A 21551-nucleotide genomic window follows, 5' to 3' on the forward strand; every position below is an offset into this window, starting at 1 on the left:
TGGGCCCGAGATCTGGGTCCCAGGCCGTCCGCTGCTTCCTGACTGCCGCTTATAGCCTGTCGGCTAGCGCCTGACAGCGTGCCGCGAATTAATTCTGGCTTTCCTTGCGCCGCGACATGAAGGCGAGCCGCTCGAAGAGGTGCACGTCCTGCTCGTTCTTCAGCAGCGCGCCGTGCAGCGGCGGGATGAGCTTCCGCGGATCGGTCTCGCGCAGGGTCTCGGGGCCGATGTCCTCGTTCATGAGCAGCTTGATCCAGTCGAGCAGCTCGGAGGTGGAGGGCTTCTTCTTGAGGCCAGGCACCTCGCGCATGTCGTAGAAGATCTTGAGCGCCTCGGCGACGAGCCGGCCCTTGAGATCCGGGAAATGGACCTCGACGATCGCGCGCATGGTCTCGGGATCGGGGAACTTGATGTAGTGGAAGAAGCAGCGGCGCAGGAAGGCGTCCGGCAGCTCCTTCTCGTTGTTCGAGGTGATCATGACGATCGGGCGCTTCGTCGCCTTGATCGTCTGAGCCGTCTCGTAGACGTAGAATTCCATGCGATCGAGCTCCTGGAGGAGGTCGTTCGGGAACTCGATATCCGCCTTGTCGATCTCGTCGATCAGCAGCACGGGGCGCACCTCGCTCGTGAACGCCTCCCAGAGCTTGCCGCGCTTGATGTAGTTCGAGATGTCCTTGACCTTCTCGTCGCCGAGCTGGCTGTCGCGCAGGCGCGAGACGGCGTCGTATTCGTAAAGCCCCTGCTGGGCCTTGATGGTCGACTTGATGTGCCACTCGATGAGGGGCGCGCCGAGGGCCTTGGCGACCTCCTGAGCAAGCACGGTCTTGCCGGTCCCCGGCTCCCCCTTGATGAGGAGCGGACGCTCGAGCGTGATCGCCGCGTTCACTGCAACCTTGAGATCGTCGGTTGCAACGTAGGACTTGCTTCCCGTGAACTTCATGAAGCCTCTCGATTGGGCGCAAAAAACCGCGGCAGATTAGGGGTTCGGCCCTCCCGGGGCAACCGGAACCCACCATCGCACGCCACATGCGGCCATGTGCCTGGGGAGTGGCGCCCCACATCTTGACCGTACCGGGAGCAACCGGCCCCAAGCCATTGGCGTAGCCCGGAAACGCTGCTAAGAGGGCCGCCGAAAGGCACTCTTACTCCTTCAACGCTCCGGGATCCGCCCATGTCGACCGCCGTGCGTGCGCACAAAGCGCAGAACCCCTTCTTCGCCCAGTCCCTCGCCGAGAGCGATCCCGAGGTATTCGGCTCGGTCGGTCGTGAGCTCGTCCGCCAGCAGACCGAGATCGAGCTGATCGCGTCCGAGAACATCGTCTCGCGGGCCGTGCTCGAAGCCGCCGGCTCCGTGCTCACGAACAAGTACGCCGAGGGCTATCCGGGCAAGCGCTATTACGGCGGCTGCCAGTACGTCGACGAGATCGAGACGCTCGCGATCGAGCGCGCCAAGAAGCTTTTCGGTGCGAAGTTCGCGAACGTCCAGCCGAACTCTGGGAGCCAGATGAACCAGGCCGTGTTCCTGGCGTTCCTGCAGCCGGGCGATACCTTCATGGGCCTCGACCTCAATGCCGGCGGCCATCTCACGCACGGCTCGCCGGTCAACATGAGCGGCAAGTGGTTCAAGGTCGTGCCCTACGGCGTGCGCAAGGAAGACCAGCTCATCGACATGGACGAGGTCGAGCGCATCGCCAAGGCCAGCAAGCCCAAGCTGATCCTCGCCGGCGGCACGGCCTACTCGCGCTTCTGGGACTGGGCCCGCTTTCGTGCCATTGCCGACAGCATCGGCGCCTACCTGATGGTCGACATGGCCCACATTGCCGGCCTCGTGGCTGGCGGCGTGCACCCCTCGCCCGTCCCGCACGCCCATGTCGTGACGACGACCACGCACAAGTCCCTTCGTGGGCCCCGCGGCGGCATCATCCTCAGCAATGACGAGGAGATCGCCAAGAAGATCAACTCGGCGGTCTTCCCGGGCCTGCAGGGCGGCCCGCTCATGCACATCATCGCGGCCAAGGCCGTGGCTTTCCACGAGGCCCTCCAGCCGTCGTTCAAGACCTACGCCAAGGCCGTCGTGGACAACGCGAAGGTGCTCGCCGAGACCATCAAGGCCGGCGGCTACGACATTGTCGCCGGCGGCACGGACAACCATCTCCTGCTCGTCGATCTGCGCCCGAAGAACCTCACCGGCAAGGCGTCCGAGATCGCGCTTGGGCGCGCCCACATCACGTGCAACAAGAATGGCGTGCCCTTTGATCCGCAGAAGCCGTTCGTAACGTCGGGCGTTCGCCTCGGCACCCCGGCCGGCACGACGCGCGGCTTCGGTACGGGCGAGTTCCGCCAGATCGGCAAGATGATCGTCGAGGTGCTGGACGGCCTCGCCCGCAATGGCGATGCCGGTGATGCCCAGGTCGAGCACCGCGTGCGCGAGGAAGCCATCGCGCTTTGCGACCGGTTCCCGATCTACGAGTAGTGTCCCGATGCCGAAGTTCGCCATCCCTCGATGTTGGCGGTGCGAGCGAACTTCGGAATCTGAAGGGACACTAGAATCTTAATCTTGCTAGTGTGATTCAGATCGAGAAATTCGCTCCGTACCGTGCCGCGAGATGCGACGAATTTCTCGATCATCACACTAGTGCACGGCGCCCGGCCATTGGCGAGCGGTCGGGTGCAGCCGGCCCCTCAGCCCGACTTGGAGGCCCCAATGCGCTGCCCGTACTGCGCGAGCGAGAACAGCCAGGTCAAGGACAGCCGCCCGACCGAGGAGGGCGCGGCCATCCGTCGGCGTCGCATCTGCCCCGACTGTGGTGGCCGCTTCACGACCTTCGAGCGCGTCCAGCTCCGCGAGCTCATCGTGGTCAAGCGCTCGGGCCGCCGCGTCGGCTTCGACCGCGAGAAGCTCTCGCGCTCGGTCGAGCTCGCCGTCAGAAAGCGCCCCGTTGCCGCCGAGCGCATCGAGCGCATGCTGACCGGCATCGTGCGCCAGCTCGAGAGCATGGGCGAGACCGAGGTGACCTCCTCGGCCATTGGCGAGCTCGTCATGGAGGGCTTGCGCTCGCTCGATCCTGTCGCCTATGTGCGCTTTGCGTCCGTCTACCGCGACTTCCGCGAGGCGGCGGACTTCCATGAGGTGCTCGGCGAGATCGCCGGCCAGCCCCTTGGCCTCAACGACGATGCGCCGGCCGCAACCCCGGCTGCCGAGCCCGGCGTGGACTACAAGCAGTAATGTGATGCCGACCTCTTCCGCCGAATTCGACCGACACATGATGGACATCGCCGTGCGCATGGCGCGGCGGGGCCTTGGCACGACCGCGCCCAATCCGTCCGTCGGGGCGATCGTCGTCGACGAGGGCACGGGCGAGGTCATCGCCCGCGGCTGGACGCAGCCGGGCGGGCGGCCGCACGCCGAGAAAGAAGCCCTGCGCCGCGCCGGGGAGCGCGCCCGCGGCCGCACGATGTATCTGACGCTCGAGCCCTGCGCCCATACCGGCCGCCTGCCGACCTGCGCCGATGCGATGGTGATGGCGGGCCTCAAGCGCGTCGTCTGCGCGATCCCCGATCCCAATCCGATCGTCTCGGGCCGCGGCTTTGCCCAGCTCAGTGACGCCGGCATCAAAGTCGAGATCGGCGTGCAGGCCGACGAAGCCCGCCTCGTGACACTCGGCCATATTCTCGCGCAGACGGCTCAGCGCCCATTCGTGCAGCTCAAGATGGCGCTCGATGCCGGCCATGCCGTCGCGGCGGGCAATGGCGCCCCTGTCTGGGTGACGAGTCCGGAGGCACGTGCCTATGCCCATCTGCTGCGCGCGGAGGCGGATGCGATCCTCGTCGGCGCGGGCACGGTGCTCGCCGATGACCCCGCGCTGACATCCCGCTTGCCGGGCCTCACCGATCGATCGCCGCGCCGCATCATCGTCGACGGCTCGCTGCGCACACCCGCCACGGCCAAGGTCTATTCGGCGGCCGACACGCTTCCCGAGGCCCGTTTCCGGCAGGTATGGCTCGCGACGCGTGCCGACGAAGCCCACCTCGCGGCTTCACCCCATGCCACCAATCGCGACCACGTGACGTTCGACAGCCACCCCGAAGGCCCAAGCCGGATCGGTCTCGCGACGCTGCTCGCGCGCCTCGCCAGGAACGGCGTCACGCGCCTTCTGGTCGAGGGCGGCCCCGAAATGTGGGCGGCATTCCTCGCTGCCGGCCTCGTCGACGAGGCGATCGTCGCCGTCAGCCCGGTCAAGAGTTCCGGCCCGACCATTCCCGTTGCGGGACCCGATCTCGAGCAGCATTTTGCCGCTCACCGCCTCGTCTGCGTCGCCCGCCGCATGGCCGGTCCCGATACCCTTCACGTCTTCCGCAGGGAAAGCGAATGACGACGCCGTTCCGCTACTACACGCGCGTGCGCTACCAGGATTGCGACGCCCAGCACGTCGTGTTCAACGCCCGCTACGGCGACTATGTCGACCTTGCCGTGACCGAGTTCCTGCGCGCCACCTTCCCCGGGCGCGATCCCTTCGACGGCTCGCTCGAGATCCAGGTGGTGCGCCAGCTCATCGAGTGGACGGCGCCTGCGCGCTTCAACGACGTGCTCGAGATCGCGGTGGGCGCCAAGCGTCTCGGGACGACCTCCGTCACGATCGGTTTCGAGCTCAGGATCGCCGGCACGCGCGACACCATCGTCACGGCCGAAGTAGTCTACGTCACCGTCGATCCCACCACCTGGAAAAAGCGGCCGCTCTCGGTCGATGAGCGCGCGCGCTTCGAGGCCGGCGCCGCAGGCCGCATTACCGATCACGCCGGCTATTATCCGATCCAGACGGCCGGCACCGCCGTCCTCGAATAAGCGCCGAATAAGCGCGCCGGCTGGCGCCAATTTCGGCAGAAGCGCCGCCGCTGCCTATCATGGCGGCGCAAAGACGCTCATTAGTCTCATTCGAGAGCAAACCGGCGGCGGAAACGCCCCTCTGCGGATCATTTGACAGTGCGATCCGCGCTGATCTAAGTATGCCCCCCAACCCGACTCGGCGTACAGAGGGCAAGGAGACTCCTCGCCGCATCGGAGTCGCGGCACAGTAGGCCGGGTGGCAGGCCCCGAGCGGGAGACCCAGGAGAGGTCCCGCGGGGGGCGGAAGGAGCCTATTCCGGGGGGCGGCACCGCGTTAGGACTGGCACACATTAAGCAAGTGGGGTCCGGCTGTAAGCTGGATGTCATGGCGTTTTTGTACTGGACCGGATCAGGACGGGCCGCGTGACGCGAAGAGACGAAACTTATGGGCCGCTAGCCAGGACCAAACGGCCATCTGGGGGAGAACGAGGGCTCCCGCAGTCTGTTCGGCGCCATGGTTCCGAACCGCGGACGTGCCAGAAACCAGCGTTGGCATCGCTCATGCATGAAATTGGACTGGTTAAGACGGTTCGGCAGCGGTCGCGACATTCAGAAATTTGAACCGATAGGCGGTGCTCCGCCCCCTCCCCGGGGCCGGCTCAGGCACCTACCTGAGGGGAATGAGAAGAAAAATGGACCTCGGTGATCTGATCAAGCCGGAAGGCGTCATCGCCTCCCTCAAGGCGAAGAGCAAGAAGCAGGTGCTCCACGAGCTCGCCCAGAAGGCGGCGGAGCTGACCGGCCTCAACGAGCGAACCATCTTCGAGACGCTGCTCCAGCGCGAGCGGCTGGGCTCCACGGGCCTCGGCCGCGGCATCGCCATCCCGCACGGCAAGCCGCCAGGCATTAACCGCATTCTCTGCCTGTTCGCGCGCCTCGAGGCGCCGATCGACTTCGACTCGACGGACGGTGAGCCCGTCGAGCTGGTCTTCCTGCTGCTCGCGCCCGAGCAGGCCGGCGCCGATCATCTCAAGGCGCTGGCGCGCATCTCACGCCTGCTGCGCGACCCGCTGACCATCGAGAAGCTCAAGGCCTCGCGCGACCGCGCAACGCTTCACGCGGTGCTCACCGAGCCGGCGACCTCCCACGCCGCCTAACCGAGGATCAGCAGCGCTCCGAGGCCGATACCGCCGAGGATGATGCGCCACCACGCGAACAGCGCAAAACCGTGACGGCTCACGAAGTCGAGCAGGTAGCGCACGACGATCACGCCGGCGATGAACGAAACGACGAAGCCGAGGGCGATGCCCCGGATGGTCGCCGCATCGAGCTGGGCATGGGTCTTGTAGAGATCATAGGCGAACGCGCCGGCCATGGTCGGCATGGCGAGGAAGAACGAGAATTCGGCCGCGGCCCGCTTCGAGGTGCCCATGAGCATGGCGGCGACAATGGTCGCGCCCGACCGCGACACGCCGGGGATCATCGCCAAGCACTGGAAGAAGCCGATCTTGAGCGCGAGCCAGGGTGTGATGTCCATGGCCTCGTGAACGCGCGGCTCGAGGCGCGCGCGGTCGACGGCGAGCAGCACGAAACCGCCGAGGATCAGCATCACGCAGATGAGCATCGGTGAAGCAAAGAGAACCTGCTTGATCAGCGAATGCAGCGCCACGCCGATGACGGCAGCCGGCAAAAAGGCGAGTACGACCGCGGCAACAAACTTCTGCGTCCGCCGATCGTGCGGCAAATCAATCGCCATGCGCCAGAGCTTGGCCGAATACACCGTCAGGATCGCCAGGATGGCGCCGAGCTGGATGAGGACCTCGAAGGTCTTCTCAGGCGAATCGAAGCCGAGGAAATGGCCGGCCAGGAGGATATGCCCGGTCGAGGAGACCGGAATAAACTCCGTCAGGCCCTCGATGAGCCCGAGCAGGATCACTTGCCATGTTGGCATACGTCGACGATCCCCCTGGATGGCGTGCTTTAAACGGCACAGACGCCCCTCGCCTGTCGCCGGCTCGCCGAATTGTGAGCATAGTCTCGCATGACCACATATGCGAAGCCTGCACGGCGGCGACCAAACGTCGTATACTGTTGCAGCAATTGGTCATTAAGTGGGTCAAAAGGGCAACGCCCGGCGGAAGCGCAACGGGCGTCATTTTGATGTGTTGCCGTAGCTGCGGCGCATTGAGGAGATGATACGTCGATCATGAGGCGGGCATTGGTCATTCTGGGCGTCCTGGTCGTCGCGACGCTCGCGGCGCTGTTCGCCGTCCCCGCCATGACCGACTGGGACCGCTACCGCGGCGCCATCGAGGAAGAGGCCTCGCGTCTTGCCGGTCGGGAGGTCCGCATCGGCGGCAAGATCAACGTGCGCCTGCTCCCGGTGCCCTACATTCACATCGAGCGCCTGCGGGTTGCGGATACGACGGCGGCGATCGGCGAGCCCCTCTTCAAGGCCGACGCCGTAACGGTTCGGCTCGCGCTTTCACCACTCCTCAGTGGCACCATCGAGGCACGCCGCGTCGAGCTCACGACCCCGATCCTCAATCTCGTTCTCGATGAGCACGGCAGCGGCAACTGGGCAAGCCTCGCGAACCGCAAGGGCGAGGCGCGGCTGCCGGGGCGCGTGACGTTCGAGGACATCGCGATCAGCGACGGCGCCCTCGTGATCCGCGAGCCCAGGGGCAACATCAAATCGCAGTTCCAGAAGATCGCCGGAACCATCTCGGCCGCCGCCCTCGAAGGCCCCTATCGCGTGAACCTCACCTATGCCGAGGCTTCCGAGGCACCTGGCGCGGCAGGAGCGGCGCAGTCCGATCGCGAGGTGCGCGAGCTCCGTCTCTCCACTGCGCGCCAGGATGCCGATGGCAGCGTGCGCTTCAAGGGCACGGTCCGCGTCCCCACCCGCAACCAGAGCTGGGCCATCGACGCGACGGCGCACGACCTCCTCGGGCGCATGCGCATCGAGGGGAACCTCACCGCCCGTACGCCCTTCGTCAGGAGCGACCCCGTCGCTGCGCGCAACCGTTCGGCCGGCGCGCCTGCCATGGTCGAGATCAAGTCGACGTTCAAGGCCGACACGGCAAGTGCAGAGCTCGCTGAGCTCACGCTGACGCTCGACGCCGACAACAAACCGCAGCTCGCGCATGGCGCCGCCAAGTTCACCTGGGGCAAGGAGACGACCGCCGAGATCCTCATCAATGCGCGCTGGATCGACGTCGATCGCATTCTCGGCACCGATGCGAACACGGCTTCCACCGCGACGCTCGCGCGCATAGTTTCCGGCCTCGGCGACGCGCTGCCCGGTGCGGACAAGCTGCGCGCGCTCCTGCTCCTCGACCAGGCGACCCTCAATGGCGACGTGATCAGCGCCCTCAAGCTCGAGGTGCAGAAGAGCGGCGGGGACGGCTACGACATCCGCGAGTTCTCCGGCAATCTTCCAGGCAGTGCGCGCCTCGTGCTGAGCGGCAAGCTCACGCCGGGCGCGGCCGAGACCGAGTTCGAAGGCCCGGTCACGCTCCGCGGCGCCTCGTTCAACCGCTTTGTCGCCTGGGCCGGGCGCGGCCGGCAGCCGCCCGAGATCGCGCGCGATGGTCCATTCGCGCTCGACGGCCAGCTTGCGATCGGTCCGGGCCGCATTGCCGGCCAGGCGATCCGGCTGGAGCTTCCCGGCGGACGTCTCGGCGGCGATGCGAGCTGGCGGCAGGCTCCGACAGGAAGCGATGCGAAGGCCGGCGCAGGCCCCGTGCTCTCGCTCGCCCTCGACGGCCCCTCGTTCGACTTCGGCGCACTCCTGCCGAGCGAGCCGCGCCCCGGCGCGCTGCTGAAATCGCTCGTCTCGTCGCTCGCTTTTCCGACGGCGGCACCGCGCACCGATACGATCAAGCCCCCTGGCGGCCTCGCATCGATCGACATCAAGCTTCGCTTCGGCCGTCTCGCAACGCAGGCCGCCGTCTACCACGACGTCGATGCCGAATTGGCCTGGGATGGGCGCACGTGGCAGGTGCCGCGCCTCAAGGCAAGCGGCGCTGCCGGCTGGCAGGTCGAGCTCGAAGGCGGTCTCGCGAGCAACGATGATGCCGATCCCGCGGGCTCGCTCGCGGGCGTCGTCATCAGCCCCGATCGTGCCGCCCTCACGGATCTGCTCGCGTGGCTCGACGTACCGGCGACGAGCTTCATCGAACCCCAGCGGCTCGACCGCATCTCACCATTGCGTCTCGCCGGCCGCCTGCAGCTCTCACCGAAGGGGCTGCCCGGCGCCACGCGCTTGAGCATCGATGGCGCGCTCGGCGAGAGCCGCGTCTCGGCCACGCTCACCGCGCCGAAACGTGCCGCAACGCTCAACGCGCAGCCGCTCGAGATCGACCTTACGGGTGATGCGCCTGCCATCACCACGCTCATCGCCCAGATCGCGCCCGATGGCTGGGCGGCACCGGTGGCAAGTCGCATCCCCATGCCGGCGCGCCTCACGCTCTCCGCCGTCGGCACGCTCGGCGATGGCTTCGAGACACTGGCCGCGCTCGATAGCGCAGGCGCGCGCGCCGAGCTGCGCGGCCGTCTCAGTGCACCTGCTGGCGCCACACCCGAGCTCACGGGAACCATGCGGCTCTCGGCCGAGGATCTCGCCAATCTCGTTGCGGCAACGGCGCTCGGGCGCAGCAGCGGGCTCGCGGGCGTGCCCGTCGCGGGCCGCGTCGCGATCCAGCTCACGGACAAGCGGCTCAAGCTCGAAAGCGATGATCTCTCCCTCGCGGAGGGTCAGCTCAAAGGCAGCCTCGATCTCGACTTCTCGAAGCCGCTGAAACGCCTCGACGCCCGCATCTCGGCAAGCCGCATCGACCTTTCGCGCGCCCTCATTCCACTCCTCGACGAGCGCCCGCTCACCGCGGTCACGCCCGAGGCACGCGCGCATACCACCTCCTGGTGGCCCGAAGCGCCTTTCGATTTCGATCGCCTCGACGGCTTCGAAGGGACCATCGTCCTCGACACACCCGAATTCATCGTCGCGAATGGCGTGGCACTTCGCGCTGCCCGTCTCGAAAGCACGATCAAGCAAGGCACGCTCGACATCCGTCTCGTCGAGGCCGCAGCACTCGGCGGCAAGGCGAACGCGCGCGTGATCCTCGCCAAGGCGCCGGCCGGCGCCGCGCTGAAAGGCAACGTGCGCATCGACGCAGCCGAGCTCGCGAGCACCACACAGGACGGCCGGGTGCCGCCTCTTGCCGGTCGCCTCCAGCTTTCGCTCGACGTGACGGGTTCGGCCCTCACTGCGCGCGGGCTCGTCGCCTCGCTCAATGGCGCCGGCGACGTGCGCCTGACGGACGGCGTCCTGAGCCGGCTCTCGCCGAGCGCCATCGTGGAGGCGAGCGAGGCCGTGCTCGCCCCTCAAGGTTCGCTCGCGCCGGGGCATCTCGAAAAGGCCATCCGCGAGCGCCTCGGCGCCGAGCGCATTCCGCTCGGCCGGCGGCGCATTCCCCTCGTGGTGACCGACGGACATGTGCGCACCGCACCGATCGTCGCCGAGACCAAGACCGGGCGCATCACCGGCACCACGATCCTCGATCTCGACAGCCAGCGCGTCGACAGCGAGTGGAAGCTCGACGGCGCCAATATCGCGCCGCGTCCGGGCGCCAAGCCGCGCGGGCCCCTGCCGACCGTCACGATCGTGTGGGCAGGCCCGCTCACGAAGCTCGCCGCACTCGAGCCTCAGGTCCAGGTCGATGCGCTCGAGCGCGAGCTGAGCGTGCGGCGCATGGAGGGCGAGGTCGACGAGCTCGAACGCCTGCGCCGCCTCGATGAGGACCGCGCACGCCTGGAAGCGGAACGCCAGCGCGCACTCGAGGCCGAGCGACAGAAGGAAGCGGAGCGCGCGCGAGAAAGCCTCGCCGCCCCGCCGCCAGGCCAGCCATCACCGTGGCAACCCCTCACCACACCGGCGGGGCCGCAAGCAAATGGTGCTCCGGCGCCGGGCGCGGGCCCGGCCGGCGCGGCCCCAGGTGAGCCCGCGGCAGCCCCGCCACCGCAGCCCGCCCCCAAGCGCAAGGCGCCGCCGAAGCAGCAGCCCTTCAATCCCTTCTCCTCGCTCTGGGGCGGGAACTGAGCGCGCCTGCAGCGCCGCCACACGCAGCATTTCTCAACTTATTCCGGCTGCTGCAATTCCGACGAAGTGCGCGCGTTGAATGGGGCCGCTCATAGCTCAGGGAAACGCGCCGCCGGCACCTGCGCCGGCCGCGCCAATTTCAGGAAAGTCCATGTCGCGTCGCAGTCCTTCCCGACCGCCCCATTCTGCGCTCAAGCCCCGCCCCATCCGCCGCGCTTCTTCCGCGCGCCGCGCCCGCCGCATTGCCGCCGCGGCCATTCTCGCAAGCCTCGTCGCACTGCCCGCCGCCGCCAACGAGCTGCCGCTCCGCCGCGTTGTGCTGTCGAGCATCGGTCTCGCCCAGTTCACGCACGCCGGCTCCGCTACGGCCGGTGCGACCATCGACCTTCCGGTGCGCCTCGATCAGGTCGATGATCTGCTGAAGAGCCTCACCGTGTTCGATCGCGAGGGCGGCATCGGCGCCGTGAGCCTCCCCGGCAAGGCACCGCTCCAGGAGCTTTTCCGCGACCTGCCCTTCGGGCCCGAAGCCCTCGGCTCGCCGAGCGCGCTGCTCAATGCGCTCGTCGGCAGCGAGATCGAGATCAACGGCCCGGTCAGTGCCAAGGGCCGCGTGTTCCGCGTCGAGCCCTTCGAGACCCGCCTGCCGAACGACGGCGGCACGCTCACGCGCCATCGCCTGAGCCTGATGAGCGAGAGCGGGCTCGTGCAGGCCGTGCTCGAGGAAGTCACGACCCTGCAATTCACCGATCCGCAGGCCCGCGCACAGATCGAGCGCGCGCTGCAAGGCCTCTCGGAGAACCGCGCGAAGGAGCGCCGCCGGCTCTCGCTCGACATTCTCGGCGAAGGCACGCGCGACATTGCATTGAGCTACGTCGTCGCCGCGCCCGTGTGGAAGACATCGTATCGCCTCGTGCTGCCGAAGGACGGCGGGCGCGCCAAGCTGCAAGGCTGGGCCGTCGTCGAAAATCTCACGGGCGGCGACTGGAAGGACGTCGAGCTGACGCTCGTCTCAGGTAATCCGGTCGCGCTCCGTCAGGCGCTCTACACGGCCTTCTTCTCGAACCGCATCGAGGTGCCGGTGACAGCCGGGCAATCGATCCTGCCCAAGCAGGATGACAGCGACAGCTTGGCCTCTGCGCGCGCGGCCGATGCACGCGTGAAAGCCGCGGCGCCGATGCTCGGCATGGTCGCACCCCGCCAGCAGGCCGAAGCGCAGCGCTACCGCTCCGGCCGCGCCTTCGAGGCTCAGGCCCCTGCCGCTGCACCACCCCCACCGCCCGTGCCCGACACGCTCGGCTCGGCCGCGATCGCGGCCGAAGCCGAGGAAGCACCGACCCAGCTCCTCTATCGCTTTCCCTCACGCATCTCGCTCGCGACCGGCCACACCATGATGGTGCCGTTCCTCGATCGCGAGGTCGCCGCTTCGCGCACGTGGCTCTATCAGCCCGACACGCACGCGCGCCGCCCGCTCGCCGCCGTGCGTCTGCGCAATGACGGCGATGCCACACTCCCCGCCGGCATCGTCACGACCTTCGAGACCGCTGGCGAGGCCGCGACCAACTTCGTCGGTGACGCGCAGCTTCCCCTGCTGCCCAAGGGCACCTTCAAGTTCGTCACGCTCGCGCTCGACACCAAGACCGACATCCGCCGCGAGGATCAGGGCGTGCAGCGCACTACCCTCGGCAAGTCCGTCAACGGCGAGCTCACGATCACCACGCGTTCGCGGCGCACGATCAACTACGAAGTGACGCCGCCGACCGAGGAAGACCGCGAAGTGATCGTCGAGGAGCCGCGCGCCACCGGCTGGACGCCCTCCGCCGACCAGCAGGAGATCGAGGAGACACCGACGCGCTATCGCTTCAAGATCGATGCGCCCAAGGGCAAGACGGCGAAGTCGAAACTCGTCGTCGAGCGCACGGACCGCCGCGTCGTCATGCTGACGTCGCTCGCGCCTGAGCAGATCCTGACGACGATCCAGGGTCTCGAAAACGAGACGCCGGCCTTGAAGACGGCCGCCGCGCGCCTCGGCGAGACGATCGGCGAGATCAACCGCGCGCGCGCCCAGCGCAGCCAGCTCGAAGCCGAGCGCAAGAAGATCGCCGAAGACCAGGAGCGCATTCGCCGCAATCTCGGCTCCGTCGGCGCCAACTCCGACCTCGGCCGCCGCTATCTCGAATCTCTCAAGCAGCAGGAGGAGCGTCTCGCGGTCATCGCGCGCAGCGAGCAGCTTCTCGAGGCCGAGATCGCCGCGCGCCGCACTGTGGCGGAGGAAATCGCGAAGGGATTGAGTCTCTAGCTTCTTGCCGCGGGCTGCTGGGAAGAGGTGCTTCGCAACCCTCCTGTTGTGCTATGCCCGCGGCCGTCAGAGCGATGGCGCAGCGTATGATCCCGCGGGCTGCCGGGAAGAGGCGTTTCGGCTTCCTGGTACGGCCTACCGGCCGGCGCGCAGTCGCGCGCTCATGACCGTCGCGCGCCGGTGCCAATTGCATCCCCTCGCCCCACGGCGGTAGCTTTGTTTTCTGGCCGCGGGCTGCTGGGAAGAGGCGCTTTCGCATTCTTGCGTGGTGCTACGCCCGCGGCGGCCATGTGGAGAGCGTTCGCGTGTGGTGCCCACTTCCCCTTCTCCCCGTCCTTACGGGGAGAAGGTCGGGATGAGGGGCGGCCCATTTGCCGACGTCAGCGTTTGCCGCTGCCCCTCACCCTAACCCTCTCCCCGCAAGAGCGGGGAGAGGGGATGCTGTCGCGCTCGCGGCAAACTGCAAATTTATAAAAGACGGGGGCTCCGGGGGTGTCCCCCGGTCGGGGCGTGGGGCCCGAGGCCCCACTCGTGGCGAAGCCACGACGTACGAGACGCACGACCACACACCGCTACGCCTCGGTCTTCTCCTTCACCTCGGTCGGCTCGGTGAAGCCGCCTTCCGCGACGAGGCGCGCGAAGAGGCCGCCCTGATCGACCAGCTCGCGGAACTTGCCGCGCTCGATGATCTCGCCGTGCTGCATCACCATAATCTTGTCGGCATTGGCGACCGTCGAGAGGCGGTGCGCGATGATGAAGGTGGTGCGCCCTTTGCGGAGCGCATCGAGGGCACGTTTGATGCGTGCCTCGGTCTCGGCATCGAGCGCACTCGTCGCCTCGTCAAGAATGAGGATCGGCGCGTCTTTGAGGATAGCGCGCGCGATCGCAAGGCGCTGGCGCTCACCGCCGGACAGCGCCGTGCCGCGCTCGCCGATCAGGAAATCGTAGCCGCCCTGCTTGCGCATGATGAAGTCGTGCGCGCCTGCAAGCTCGGCGGCGCGCTTTACCTCTTCATCGGTCGCGCCCGGCTTGCCGATGCGGATGTTCTCGGCGATCGTGCGATTGAACAGACCTGCATCCTGGAACACGACGGCCACCGAGGACCGTAGCGAGGCGAGCGTGACATCGCGCACGTCGTGGCCATCGATGGTGATGCGCCCTTCCTGCGGATCGCGCAGACGCTGCAGCAGGGCGAGCGCCGTGGTCTTGCCGGCCCCCGTATGCCCGACGAGCGCCACGGTCTCGCCCGGCAGGGCCTCGAAGTTCGCGTCCTTGACGCCGATCGTGCCATCGGGGAAGCGGAAGGTGAGATCCTCGTAGCGCACGTGCCCGCGCGGCTGTTCGAGCGCGCGCGCGCCGGGACGGTCGAGGACCGGGCTCGTCGTGTCGACCAGATCGAAATAGGCGTCGATCGCCGGCTTCTGCTGAAAGAGGCCGAGAAAGAAATGCGAGAGCGCGTCGAGCCGCGTGATCAGCAGGTTTGCGAACGCGACGAAGCTGACGACCTGCCCGACCGACAGCTCGCCGCGCTGAACGAGAAGTGCGCCGAGCGCGAAGATGGCCACCATCGTGATGGTCGATGCCGCACGCGTCAGCACCATGACGCCGGCCCACCAGGAAAGCACGGGATACTGCGCGGCAAGCAGCTCGCGCATGAGGCCGCGCAGGGCCTGCGACTCCGCTTCAAAGCGCACGTAGCTTTGCACGACCGTCACATTGCCGAGCACGTCGCCGACGCGGCCCGCAAGCTCGCGATGATAGCGCTCGACCTCGCCTTGCTGATCGATCGTGCGCTTGAACACGAACATGTTCGCGGCGAGATAGACCGCGCCGAGGCCGAACAGCAGCGCCGCCATGCGCACGTCGATCGTCAGGGCCGTCGGAATGAGCAGGGCGATCGAGACGAGCGCGGCGAGATGATCGCGCATGAAGGCGAGCCAGAGACCGAACAGGCAGTCCGTGCCTTGCTGGATGGCGCGGATGACGGCGCCGGAGCCCTTACGCGCGTGATAGCTGATGGGCAGCGTGATCGCCTGATCGAAGGCCGTCGCCATGGCGATGAGACGCCGCCGGTGCGCCAGCCGGTCCGCGGCCAGCGCGACGACCATCCCCGCGAGAATGCCGAAAAGGCCGAGCGCGGCCCAGAGCCCGATGAGCGAGAACGCGCCCGCACCCTGCGAGAGCGCGTCGACGACACGGCCGAACAGAATGGGCTCGGCAAGCAGGATAACGCCGATTGCGACGTTGGCAGCGACCAGGCTGCCGGCGAGCCCGCGCTCCGGCGCCAACAGGCCGAGCGCCCGGCGATATGTCGTGACGATGCTCACGCGTGGCAGAGTTGCCGACGCTTCCTCAGCCCCCTGCTTGCCCTGCACGTCGTTTGCCGTCTCGATGGTCTCGCTCATGCCGGATCACGCTTCGGAAGAGAGGTCTTGCTTTTGCGGTATCGATGCGCGCGGCGATCCTGGAAGGTCAACCACGCGAACACACCCGGCATGAACCACGGCGTGCCGTTGTAGAACGGCACGGCCGCGGGCGGGCGCATGTCGAGCGCCGAGGCGCCACGGTCCTCGCCGAGGATCTGCCACGCAGCTTTCTGCCCCGCCCAGCGCGCCCATACGACGCCCGAGCCGCAGTAGCCGGCGGCATAGCGCATTCCCTGCCTCGAGAAAATGCGCGGGATCATGTCGCGGTTCATGGCCACATGGCCGAACCAGCTATGCGTGAGCTCGACGTCCTCGACTTCAGGAAAGATGTCGATGAGGGCCTGGCGCAGATGGTCGGTCGGCCAGGTGGGTTCGCCGGCAATCGTCCCATCGCGCCCGCCGAAGAGAATGCGCCGGCCATCGGGCGAGGGGCGGTAGTAGTAGTGCAGCCTGCGCGTCTCGGAGAGCATCATGCGCTTCGGCATGAGCTGGCGCATGAGATTGTCCGAGAGCGGCGCGGTCGCGATGATGCGGCTCCTCACCGGCACCATGCGCCGGCGCAGCCAGCGGTCGGAGCGGTCCGTGTAGCCGTTCGTACCCGTGATCACATGGCGTGCCGCCACACGGCCGCGCGCCGTCTCGACCTCGTAGTCGAGCCCGTCGCTGCGAATGCCGGTGACGGCCGTCTCGCCGTGCACGATCGCGCCAGCGCCGCGCGCGAGCCGCAGCATCCCGGCATGGAGCTTGGCCGGGTGCAGCCCGCCGATATCCATGCGCACGGCGCCGCCATGATAATAGTCCGTGCCGAGGTAGTTGCGCTGCTCGGCGCGCGGCACGGCGTAGGCCTCGATGCCGGTCGTCGCTTTGAGCATATCCGCCTCTCGGGCGAGGCGCTCGTAGTCGCCCGCCGTCGAGGCCCCCGCAAAGCGGCCGGTGACCGAAAACTCGCACTCGATGCCTTCGCGCGCGATGAACTGAGCGAGATCCTCGCGCGCCGCCTTGGCCTCGAGCAGCAGCGCGCGCGCCGTCGCCTCGCCGAACTTCTTGGCGAGCTCATCGAACGAGGGCCTGAGATTGCCGCTGGCAATGCCGCCATTGCGCGTCGACGCGCCCTCGCCGGGGCGCATCTTGTCGAAGACCTGGACGCTGCGCCCCGCCCGGGCGAGCGTGATCGCGGCTGAGAGCCCGGTATAGCCAGCCCCGACGATCACGACATCGCATTTCGAGCGCACGGGCTCGCGCGGCAGCGTCGCCGGAGGCGCGGCTTCCCACCAATAGGGGTCGGATCGGATCATTGCGGGGTTCGGGCTGCTTCGGGTTGTATCAGAAGCCGCTCATACGGCCATGGGACGATCAGTAAAACGCCCAAGAACGCAAAATGATTGACCGTTTGAAGTCAATCATTTTGCGACACCGCGCCACGCCCGCTGGCCCCAACTTGATCCGGCCCCTACAGGTTGAACTGGAAGCTGGCCGGCACCCAACGGTAGCCCGCGGCCGTCTTCTCGACCCAGCCGACCGACGGAAACGGCATGTGAAAGCCAACCACGGGGATCTTGTCCGCCGACACCATGTCGAATGTCTTCTTACGCACCTCGACGGCCATGTCCTTATCCTGGTCGAAGGCCACATGCCACTCGGGGTGTTGGATCGAGACGATGTAATGGTTGGCAGTATCCGCCCAGTTGTAGAGCCGCTTGCCCTCGCTCTCGATGTGGAACGCAAGCATGCCTGGTGAATGGCCGAACGCAGGCACCGCCCGGATGCCGCTGACGATCTCGTCGTTGCCCTTGATCATGGTCGCCTTCTCGCCGAGCGGCGCCGCCTGGGTCATGAACAAGTCGCGGGTGGGCTTTCGCGCCTCCGGGATGTTTTCGCCCTTGTTCCAGTAATCGAACTCGGTGGCGCCGAACACGTAGCGGGCATTCGGGTAGATCGGCTTGCCATCGGCCATGAGCCCACCGATGTGATCAGGGTGGCCGTGCGAGAGGACGACAATGTCGACCTGGGCCGGACTATAGCCGGCAGTGACCAGCAGGTCGGAGAGATGTCCCGCTGTCTTCATGCGCCCTTTGGGATTGCCGGCATCGAACATCACCAGCTCTTTACCGGTGTTGACGAGCGTGACGACGTAGGGGTTCTCATGCCGGGTCGCCGGCAAGCCGTGCGCCTGGACGAGCGCTTGGACGACCTCGGCCGGCTGGTTGTTGCCGAATGCCGGATGCGGCCCATTTCCCTGCACGTAGCCGTCGAGGATGTTCGTCACCTCGAAGGCCCCGAGCTTGAAGCGATAGATCGAGGGCCGCGAGACGCCGAGCATCGGCGCGGCCGCCTGGGCAATCTGTGGAATCGCGCTGCCGAGCGCGCCGAGTGCGGCGGCGCCCCCCGCGAGCTTGAGCGCATCGCGGCGTGTCACCGAAGAATGCTTCGTCATAATCCCAGTTCCTCCCTTGTCATTCAAATACGCCACGCCGCGGGTCACCCGAAGATGGCTCGCGGCGGCGTGGCAGCCGTTACTGCATTTTCACAATAGCGGCAGCCGCACGACCTTTCGATGGCGGCCCCCACCGGAAGACACATGACGACTTGAACAATCCGTGAGGTCGCATCGCAGCAAAGTCCATCGCTCGATCGGCGAAGCGCGCATCTAGCCTTTGGTCGCTCCCGCGCCGCTGCTGCTTGACGGCCTCGATACGACGGCGCAGGATCAGTCTGCATACTAGTGTGATGACCGAGAAATTCGCCATTACTCGCGGCACAGCATGGAGCGAATTTCTCGATCTGAATCACACTAGCAAGACTATTCTTTTAGTGTCCCTTTTGATTCCGAAGTTCGCTCGCGACACCAGCTTCAAGGTATGGCGAACTTCGGAATCGGGACACTAACTCGTAGTTTCAGAGGCTTGCTGCAGCGCACCGCCCGGCACGGCCGCACACCGCATCGCAAGGAGACCCGTCCGACATCCAGACGCCACGCACCGCGTACAAATAAGAACGCCGAACCGGAGGACGCCGAATGATCAAACTCTCGCTGACAGTCAACGGGCGCCGCGTCACCGCGGACATAGATCCGCGAACGCTGCTCGTAGATTTCCTTCGCAGCAACCTTCGACTGACGGGAACCCACGTCGGCTGCGACACCAGCCAGTGCGGCGCCTGCACGGTCCATCTCAATGGCCAGTCGGTCAAATCCTGCGCTGTTCTCGCCGCCTCCTGCGAGGGCGCCGAGGTCGTCACCATCGAAGGCCTTGCCACGGGCACGACACTCCATCCCATGCAGGAAGCCTTCCGCGAGCATCACGCATTGCAGTGCGGCTTCTGTACGCCCGGCATGATCATGGCCGGCGTCGACATCGTGAACCGACATGGCGCGAAGCTCGACGAGGCGACGATCCGCAAGGAGCTCGAGGGCAACCTCTGTCGCTGTACCGGCTATCACAACATCGTCCGCGCGATCGAAACGGGTGCCGCCGCGATGGCAGGCGCCAAGGTCGCTGCCGAGTAGCGTGACAGGCGGACAGGAGATATCCCCATGACGGATCAGGGCATTGGCGCTTCAGTCAAGCGCAAGGAAGATCTGCGTTTCATCACTGGCAAGGGCCAGTACGTCGACGACATCAACCGGCACGGACAGGCCTACGCGGTCTTCGCCCGCTCGCCGGTCGCGCACGCGACGATCAACAACATCGACGTGAGCGAGGCGCTCGCTTCGCCCGGCGTGCTCGGTGTCTACACCGGCGCGGATCTCGCAGCCGACAAGATCGGCGGCCTCATCTGCGGCTGGATGATCCACTCCAAGGACGGCTCGCCCATGAAGGCGGGCGCACATCCCGCGCTCGCGCAGGGCAAGGTGCGCTATGTCGGCGACCACGTCGCCGTCGTCATCGCCGAGACGCTCGATCAGGCCAAGGACGCCGCCGGTCTCATTCAGGTCGACTACGGCGAGCTGCCGGCGGTCGTCGACGTGGCGAGCGCGCAGGCCGCCGGCAAGGCGCAGATCCACGACGAGGCGCCGGGCAACACCGTCTACCAGTGGCACCTCGGCGACAAAGACGCGGTCGACGCGGCCTTCTCGAAGGCGGCGCATGTGACGAAGCTCGACATCGTCAACAACCGCCTCGTGCCGAACGCCATGGAGCCGCGCGCCGCGATCGGCGACTACGACGCGGGCCAGGACCAGTTCACGCTCTACACGACGAGCCAGAACCCGCACGTCGCGCGCCTCGTGCTCTCGGCCTTCATCGGCATTGCGCCCGAGAACAAGCTGCGCGTGATCGCCCCGGATGTAGGCGGCGGCTTCGGCTCGAAGATCTTCATCTATGCCGAGGAGACGGTCTGCATCTGGGCGGCCAAGAAAGTCGGCCGTCCGGTGAAGTGGGTTGCCGAGCGCACGGAGGCTTTCCTCGCCGATGCGCACGGGCGTGATCACGTCACGACCGCCGAGCTCGCCATGGACGTGAGCGGCAAGATCCTGGCGCTCAGGGCGAGCACGAAGGCCAACCTCGGCGCCTATCTCTCGACGTTCGCTTCCTCGGTGCCGACATACCTCTACGCGCCGCTCCTCTCGGGTCAGTACGACATCCCGGCCATCTACTGCGAGGTCGATGGCGTCTACACGACCACGACGCCCGTCGATGCCTATCGCGGCGCCGGCCGGCCCGAAGCGACCTTCGTCGTCGAGCGCTTGATCGAAGTTGCCGCCCGCGAGACCGGTCGCGATCCGGCCGAGTTCCGGCGGATGAACTTCATCAAGTCCTTCCCGCATCAGACGCCGGTGATCATGGCCTATGATGCCGGGAACTACGGCGCCTCCCTCGATAAGGCCCTCGAGATGGCCGACTACAAGGGCCTCGCCGCGCGCAAGGCCGAGAGTGCCAAGAAGGGCAAGCTGCGCGGGCTCGGCTTCTCCGCCTACATCGAAGCGTGCGGCATCGCGCCATCGCGCGCAGTCGGCTCGCTCGGTGCCGGCGTCGGCCTCTGGGAGAGCGCGGAGATCCGCGTGAACCCGGTCGGCACCATCGAGGTGCTGACCGGCTCGCACAGCCACGGCCAGGGCCACGAGACGACCTTCGCCCAGGTCATTGCGTCGAAGCTCGGCGTGCCCATCGAGCAGGTCTCGATCGTGCACGGTGATACCGACAAAGTGCAGATGGGCATGGGCACGTACGGCTCGCGCTCGGGCGCGGTCGGTGCCTCGGCGATCGTGAAAGCCTCGGAGAAGATCATCGCCAAGGGCAAGCGCGTTGCCGCCGCCTGCATGGAAGTGCCGGAGGACAGCGTCGACTTCGAGAACGGCGAGTTCCTCGGCCGCGGCACGAACAAGAAGATGACTTTCGGCGAGGTCGCGCTGCAGGCCTATGTCGCCCACAAGTTCGATCCGGAAGTGATCGAGCCCGGGCTCAAGGAAGGCTCGTTCTACGACCCGAAGAACTTCACCTTCCCCTCGGGCGTGCACATTGCCGAGATCGAGATCGATCCTGAAACCGGCCACACGAGGATCGACCGCTGGACGGCCGTCGACGATTTCGGGATCCTCATCAATCCCATGATCGTCGAAGGACAGGTGCACGGCGGCATTGCCCAGGGCGTCGGCCAGGCCATGCTCGAGCACACCGTCTACGACGAGAACGGCCAGCTCATCACCGGCAGCTTCATGGACTACACCATGCCGCGCGCCGATGACCTGCCGTCGTACAACGTCGCGATGACGACCACGCCCTGCCCGTCGAACCCGCTCGGCGTGAAGGGCTGCGGCGAGGCCGGCGCCATTGCCGCTCCGCCCGCGCTCATCAATGCGATTACAGACGCCCTCGGGCACGAGGACATTGCAATGCCGGCAACACCGCAAGCGGTGTGGCGCGCGGCGCAAAAATCGGCACGCAAGATGGCGGCGGAATAAGGGAG

The 21551-nt window shown here is 66.8% G+C and carries 14 protein-coding genes; 9 read left to right on the forward strand and 5 right to left on the reverse strand.

Going from position 1 to position 21551, the window contains the following annotated elements; translation table 11 throughout:
• Positions 1 to 88 precede the first annotated feature (88 nt).
• The gene (locus CS1BSM3_RS06935; protein WP_072386272.1) at positions 89 to 940 is read right to left on the reverse strand and encodes an AAA family ATPase; all 852 of its coding nucleotides are present in this window, start codon (positions 938 to 940) and stop codon (positions 89 to 91) included.
• Positions 941 to 1171: 231 nt separating this feature from the next.
• Between CS1BSM3_RS06935 and glyA the strand changes: the two genes are divergently transcribed.
• The 5 genes from glyA (at position 1172) to ptsN (ending at position 5982) form a co-directional block, all read left to right on the forward strand.
• Positions 1172 to 2473: a serine hydroxymethyltransferase gene (glyA, locus tag CS1BSM3_RS06940; RefSeq protein ID WP_072386273.1), complete on the forward strand. Its 1302-nt coding sequence runs from the start codon at positions 1172 to 1174 to the stop codon at positions 2471 to 2473.
• A 231-nt stretch (positions 2474 to 2704) separates the two neighbouring features.
• A complete protein-coding gene (nrdR, locus tag CS1BSM3_RS06945; RefSeq protein WP_072386274.1) occupies positions 2705 to 3226 on the forward strand; it encodes a transcriptional regulator NrdR in 522 nt (173 codons plus the stop codon).
• Between the two features lie 4 nt (positions 3227 to 3230).
• Positions 3231 to 4373 (forward strand): bifunctional diaminohydroxyphosphoribosylaminopyrimidine deaminase/5-amino-6-(5-phosphoribosylamino)uracil reductase RibD, encoded by a 1143-nt coding sequence (ribD, locus tag CS1BSM3_RS06950; protein ID WP_072386275.1) that lies wholly within the window; start codon positions 3231 to 3233, stop codon positions 4371 to 4373.
• Positions 4370 to 4843, forward strand: a complete 474-nt coding sequence (locus CS1BSM3_RS06955) for an acyl-CoA thioesterase (protein WP_072386276.1) — start codon at positions 4370 to 4372, stop codon at positions 4841 to 4843. Before ribD ends, CS1BSM3_RS06955 begins: the two co-directional genes overlap by 4 nt.
• A gap of 674 nt (positions 4844 to 5517) precedes the next feature.
• Positions 5518 to 5982, forward strand: a complete 465-nt coding sequence (ptsN, locus tag CS1BSM3_RS06960) for a PTS IIA-like nitrogen regulatory protein PtsN (protein ID WP_072386277.1) — start codon at positions 5518 to 5520, stop codon at positions 5980 to 5982.
• Here the strand turns inward: ptsN and CS1BSM3_RS06965 are convergent.
• Positions 5979 to 6776 carry an undecaprenyl-diphosphate phosphatase gene (locus tag CS1BSM3_RS06965; RefSeq protein WP_072386278.1) on the reverse strand — a complete coding sequence of 266 codons (798 nt, stop codon included), beginning with the start codon at positions 6774 to 6776 and terminating at the stop codon, positions 5979 to 5981. The two genes, ptsN and CS1BSM3_RS06965, sit on opposite strands and share 4 nt — an antisense overlap.
• 255 nt (positions 6777 to 7031) lie before the next feature.
• On the opposite strand from CS1BSM3_RS06965, the gene CS1BSM3_RS06970 reads away from it, so the two are divergent.
• Both CS1BSM3_RS06970 and CS1BSM3_RS06975 read left to right on the forward strand, forming a co-directional pair.
• Positions 7032 to 10925: an AsmA family protein gene (locus CS1BSM3_RS06970; RefSeq protein WP_083528398.1), complete on the forward strand. Its 3894-nt coding sequence runs from the start codon at positions 7032 to 7034 to the stop codon at positions 10923 to 10925.
• A gap of 151 nt (positions 10926 to 11076) precedes the next feature.
• Positions 11077 to 13221 (forward strand): DUF4139 domain-containing protein, encoded by a 2145-nt coding sequence (locus CS1BSM3_RS06975; protein ID WP_083528400.1) that lies wholly within the window; start codon positions 11077 to 11079, stop codon positions 13219 to 13221.
• A 572-nt stretch (positions 13222 to 13793) separates the two neighbouring features.
• On the opposite strand, the gene CS1BSM3_RS06980 is transcribed toward CS1BSM3_RS06975, so the two are convergent.
• The 3 genes from CS1BSM3_RS06980 to CS1BSM3_RS06990 form a co-directional block, all read right to left on the reverse strand.
• Positions 13794 to 15626: a glucan ABC transporter ATP-binding protein/ permease gene (locus CS1BSM3_RS06980; RefSeq protein WP_083528402.1), complete on the reverse strand. Its 1833-nt coding sequence runs from the start codon at positions 15624 to 15626 to the stop codon at positions 13794 to 13796.
• Positions 15623 to 16942: an NAD(P)/FAD-dependent oxidoreductase gene (locus CS1BSM3_RS06985; RefSeq protein WP_072386280.1), complete on the reverse strand. Its 1320-nt coding sequence runs from the start codon at positions 16940 to 16942 to the stop codon at positions 15623 to 15625. Before CS1BSM3_RS06985 ends, CS1BSM3_RS06980 begins: the two co-directional genes overlap by 4 nt.
• 155 nt (positions 16943 to 17097) lie before the next feature.
• The gene (locus CS1BSM3_RS06990) at positions 17098 to 18081 is read right to left on the reverse strand and encodes an MBL fold metallo-hydrolase (protein WP_072386281.1); all 984 of its coding nucleotides are present in this window, start codon (positions 18079 to 18081) and stop codon (positions 17098 to 17100) included.
• A 582-nt stretch (positions 18082 to 18663) separates the two neighbouring features.
• Here CS1BSM3_RS06990 and CS1BSM3_RS07000 point away from each other — a divergent pair.
• Positions 18664 to 19152, forward strand: a complete 489-nt coding sequence (locus CS1BSM3_RS07000) for a (2Fe-2S)-binding protein (protein ID WP_072386283.1) — start codon at positions 18664 to 18666, stop codon at positions 19150 to 19152.
• A 27-nt stretch (positions 19153 to 19179) separates the two neighbouring features.
• On the forward strand, positions 19180 to 21546 hold the full coding sequence (locus CS1BSM3_RS07005) for a xanthine dehydrogenase family protein molybdopterin-binding subunit (protein ID WP_072386284.1): 2367 nt from the start codon (positions 19180 to 19182) through the stop codon (positions 21544 to 21546).
• The last annotated feature ends 5 nt before the right edge of the window (positions 21547 to 21551 follow it).

Source organism: Hyphomicrobium sp. CS1BSMeth3 (assembly GCF_900117415.1).
GTDB lineage: Bacteria > Pseudomonadota > Alphaproteobacteria > Rhizobiales > Hyphomicrobiaceae.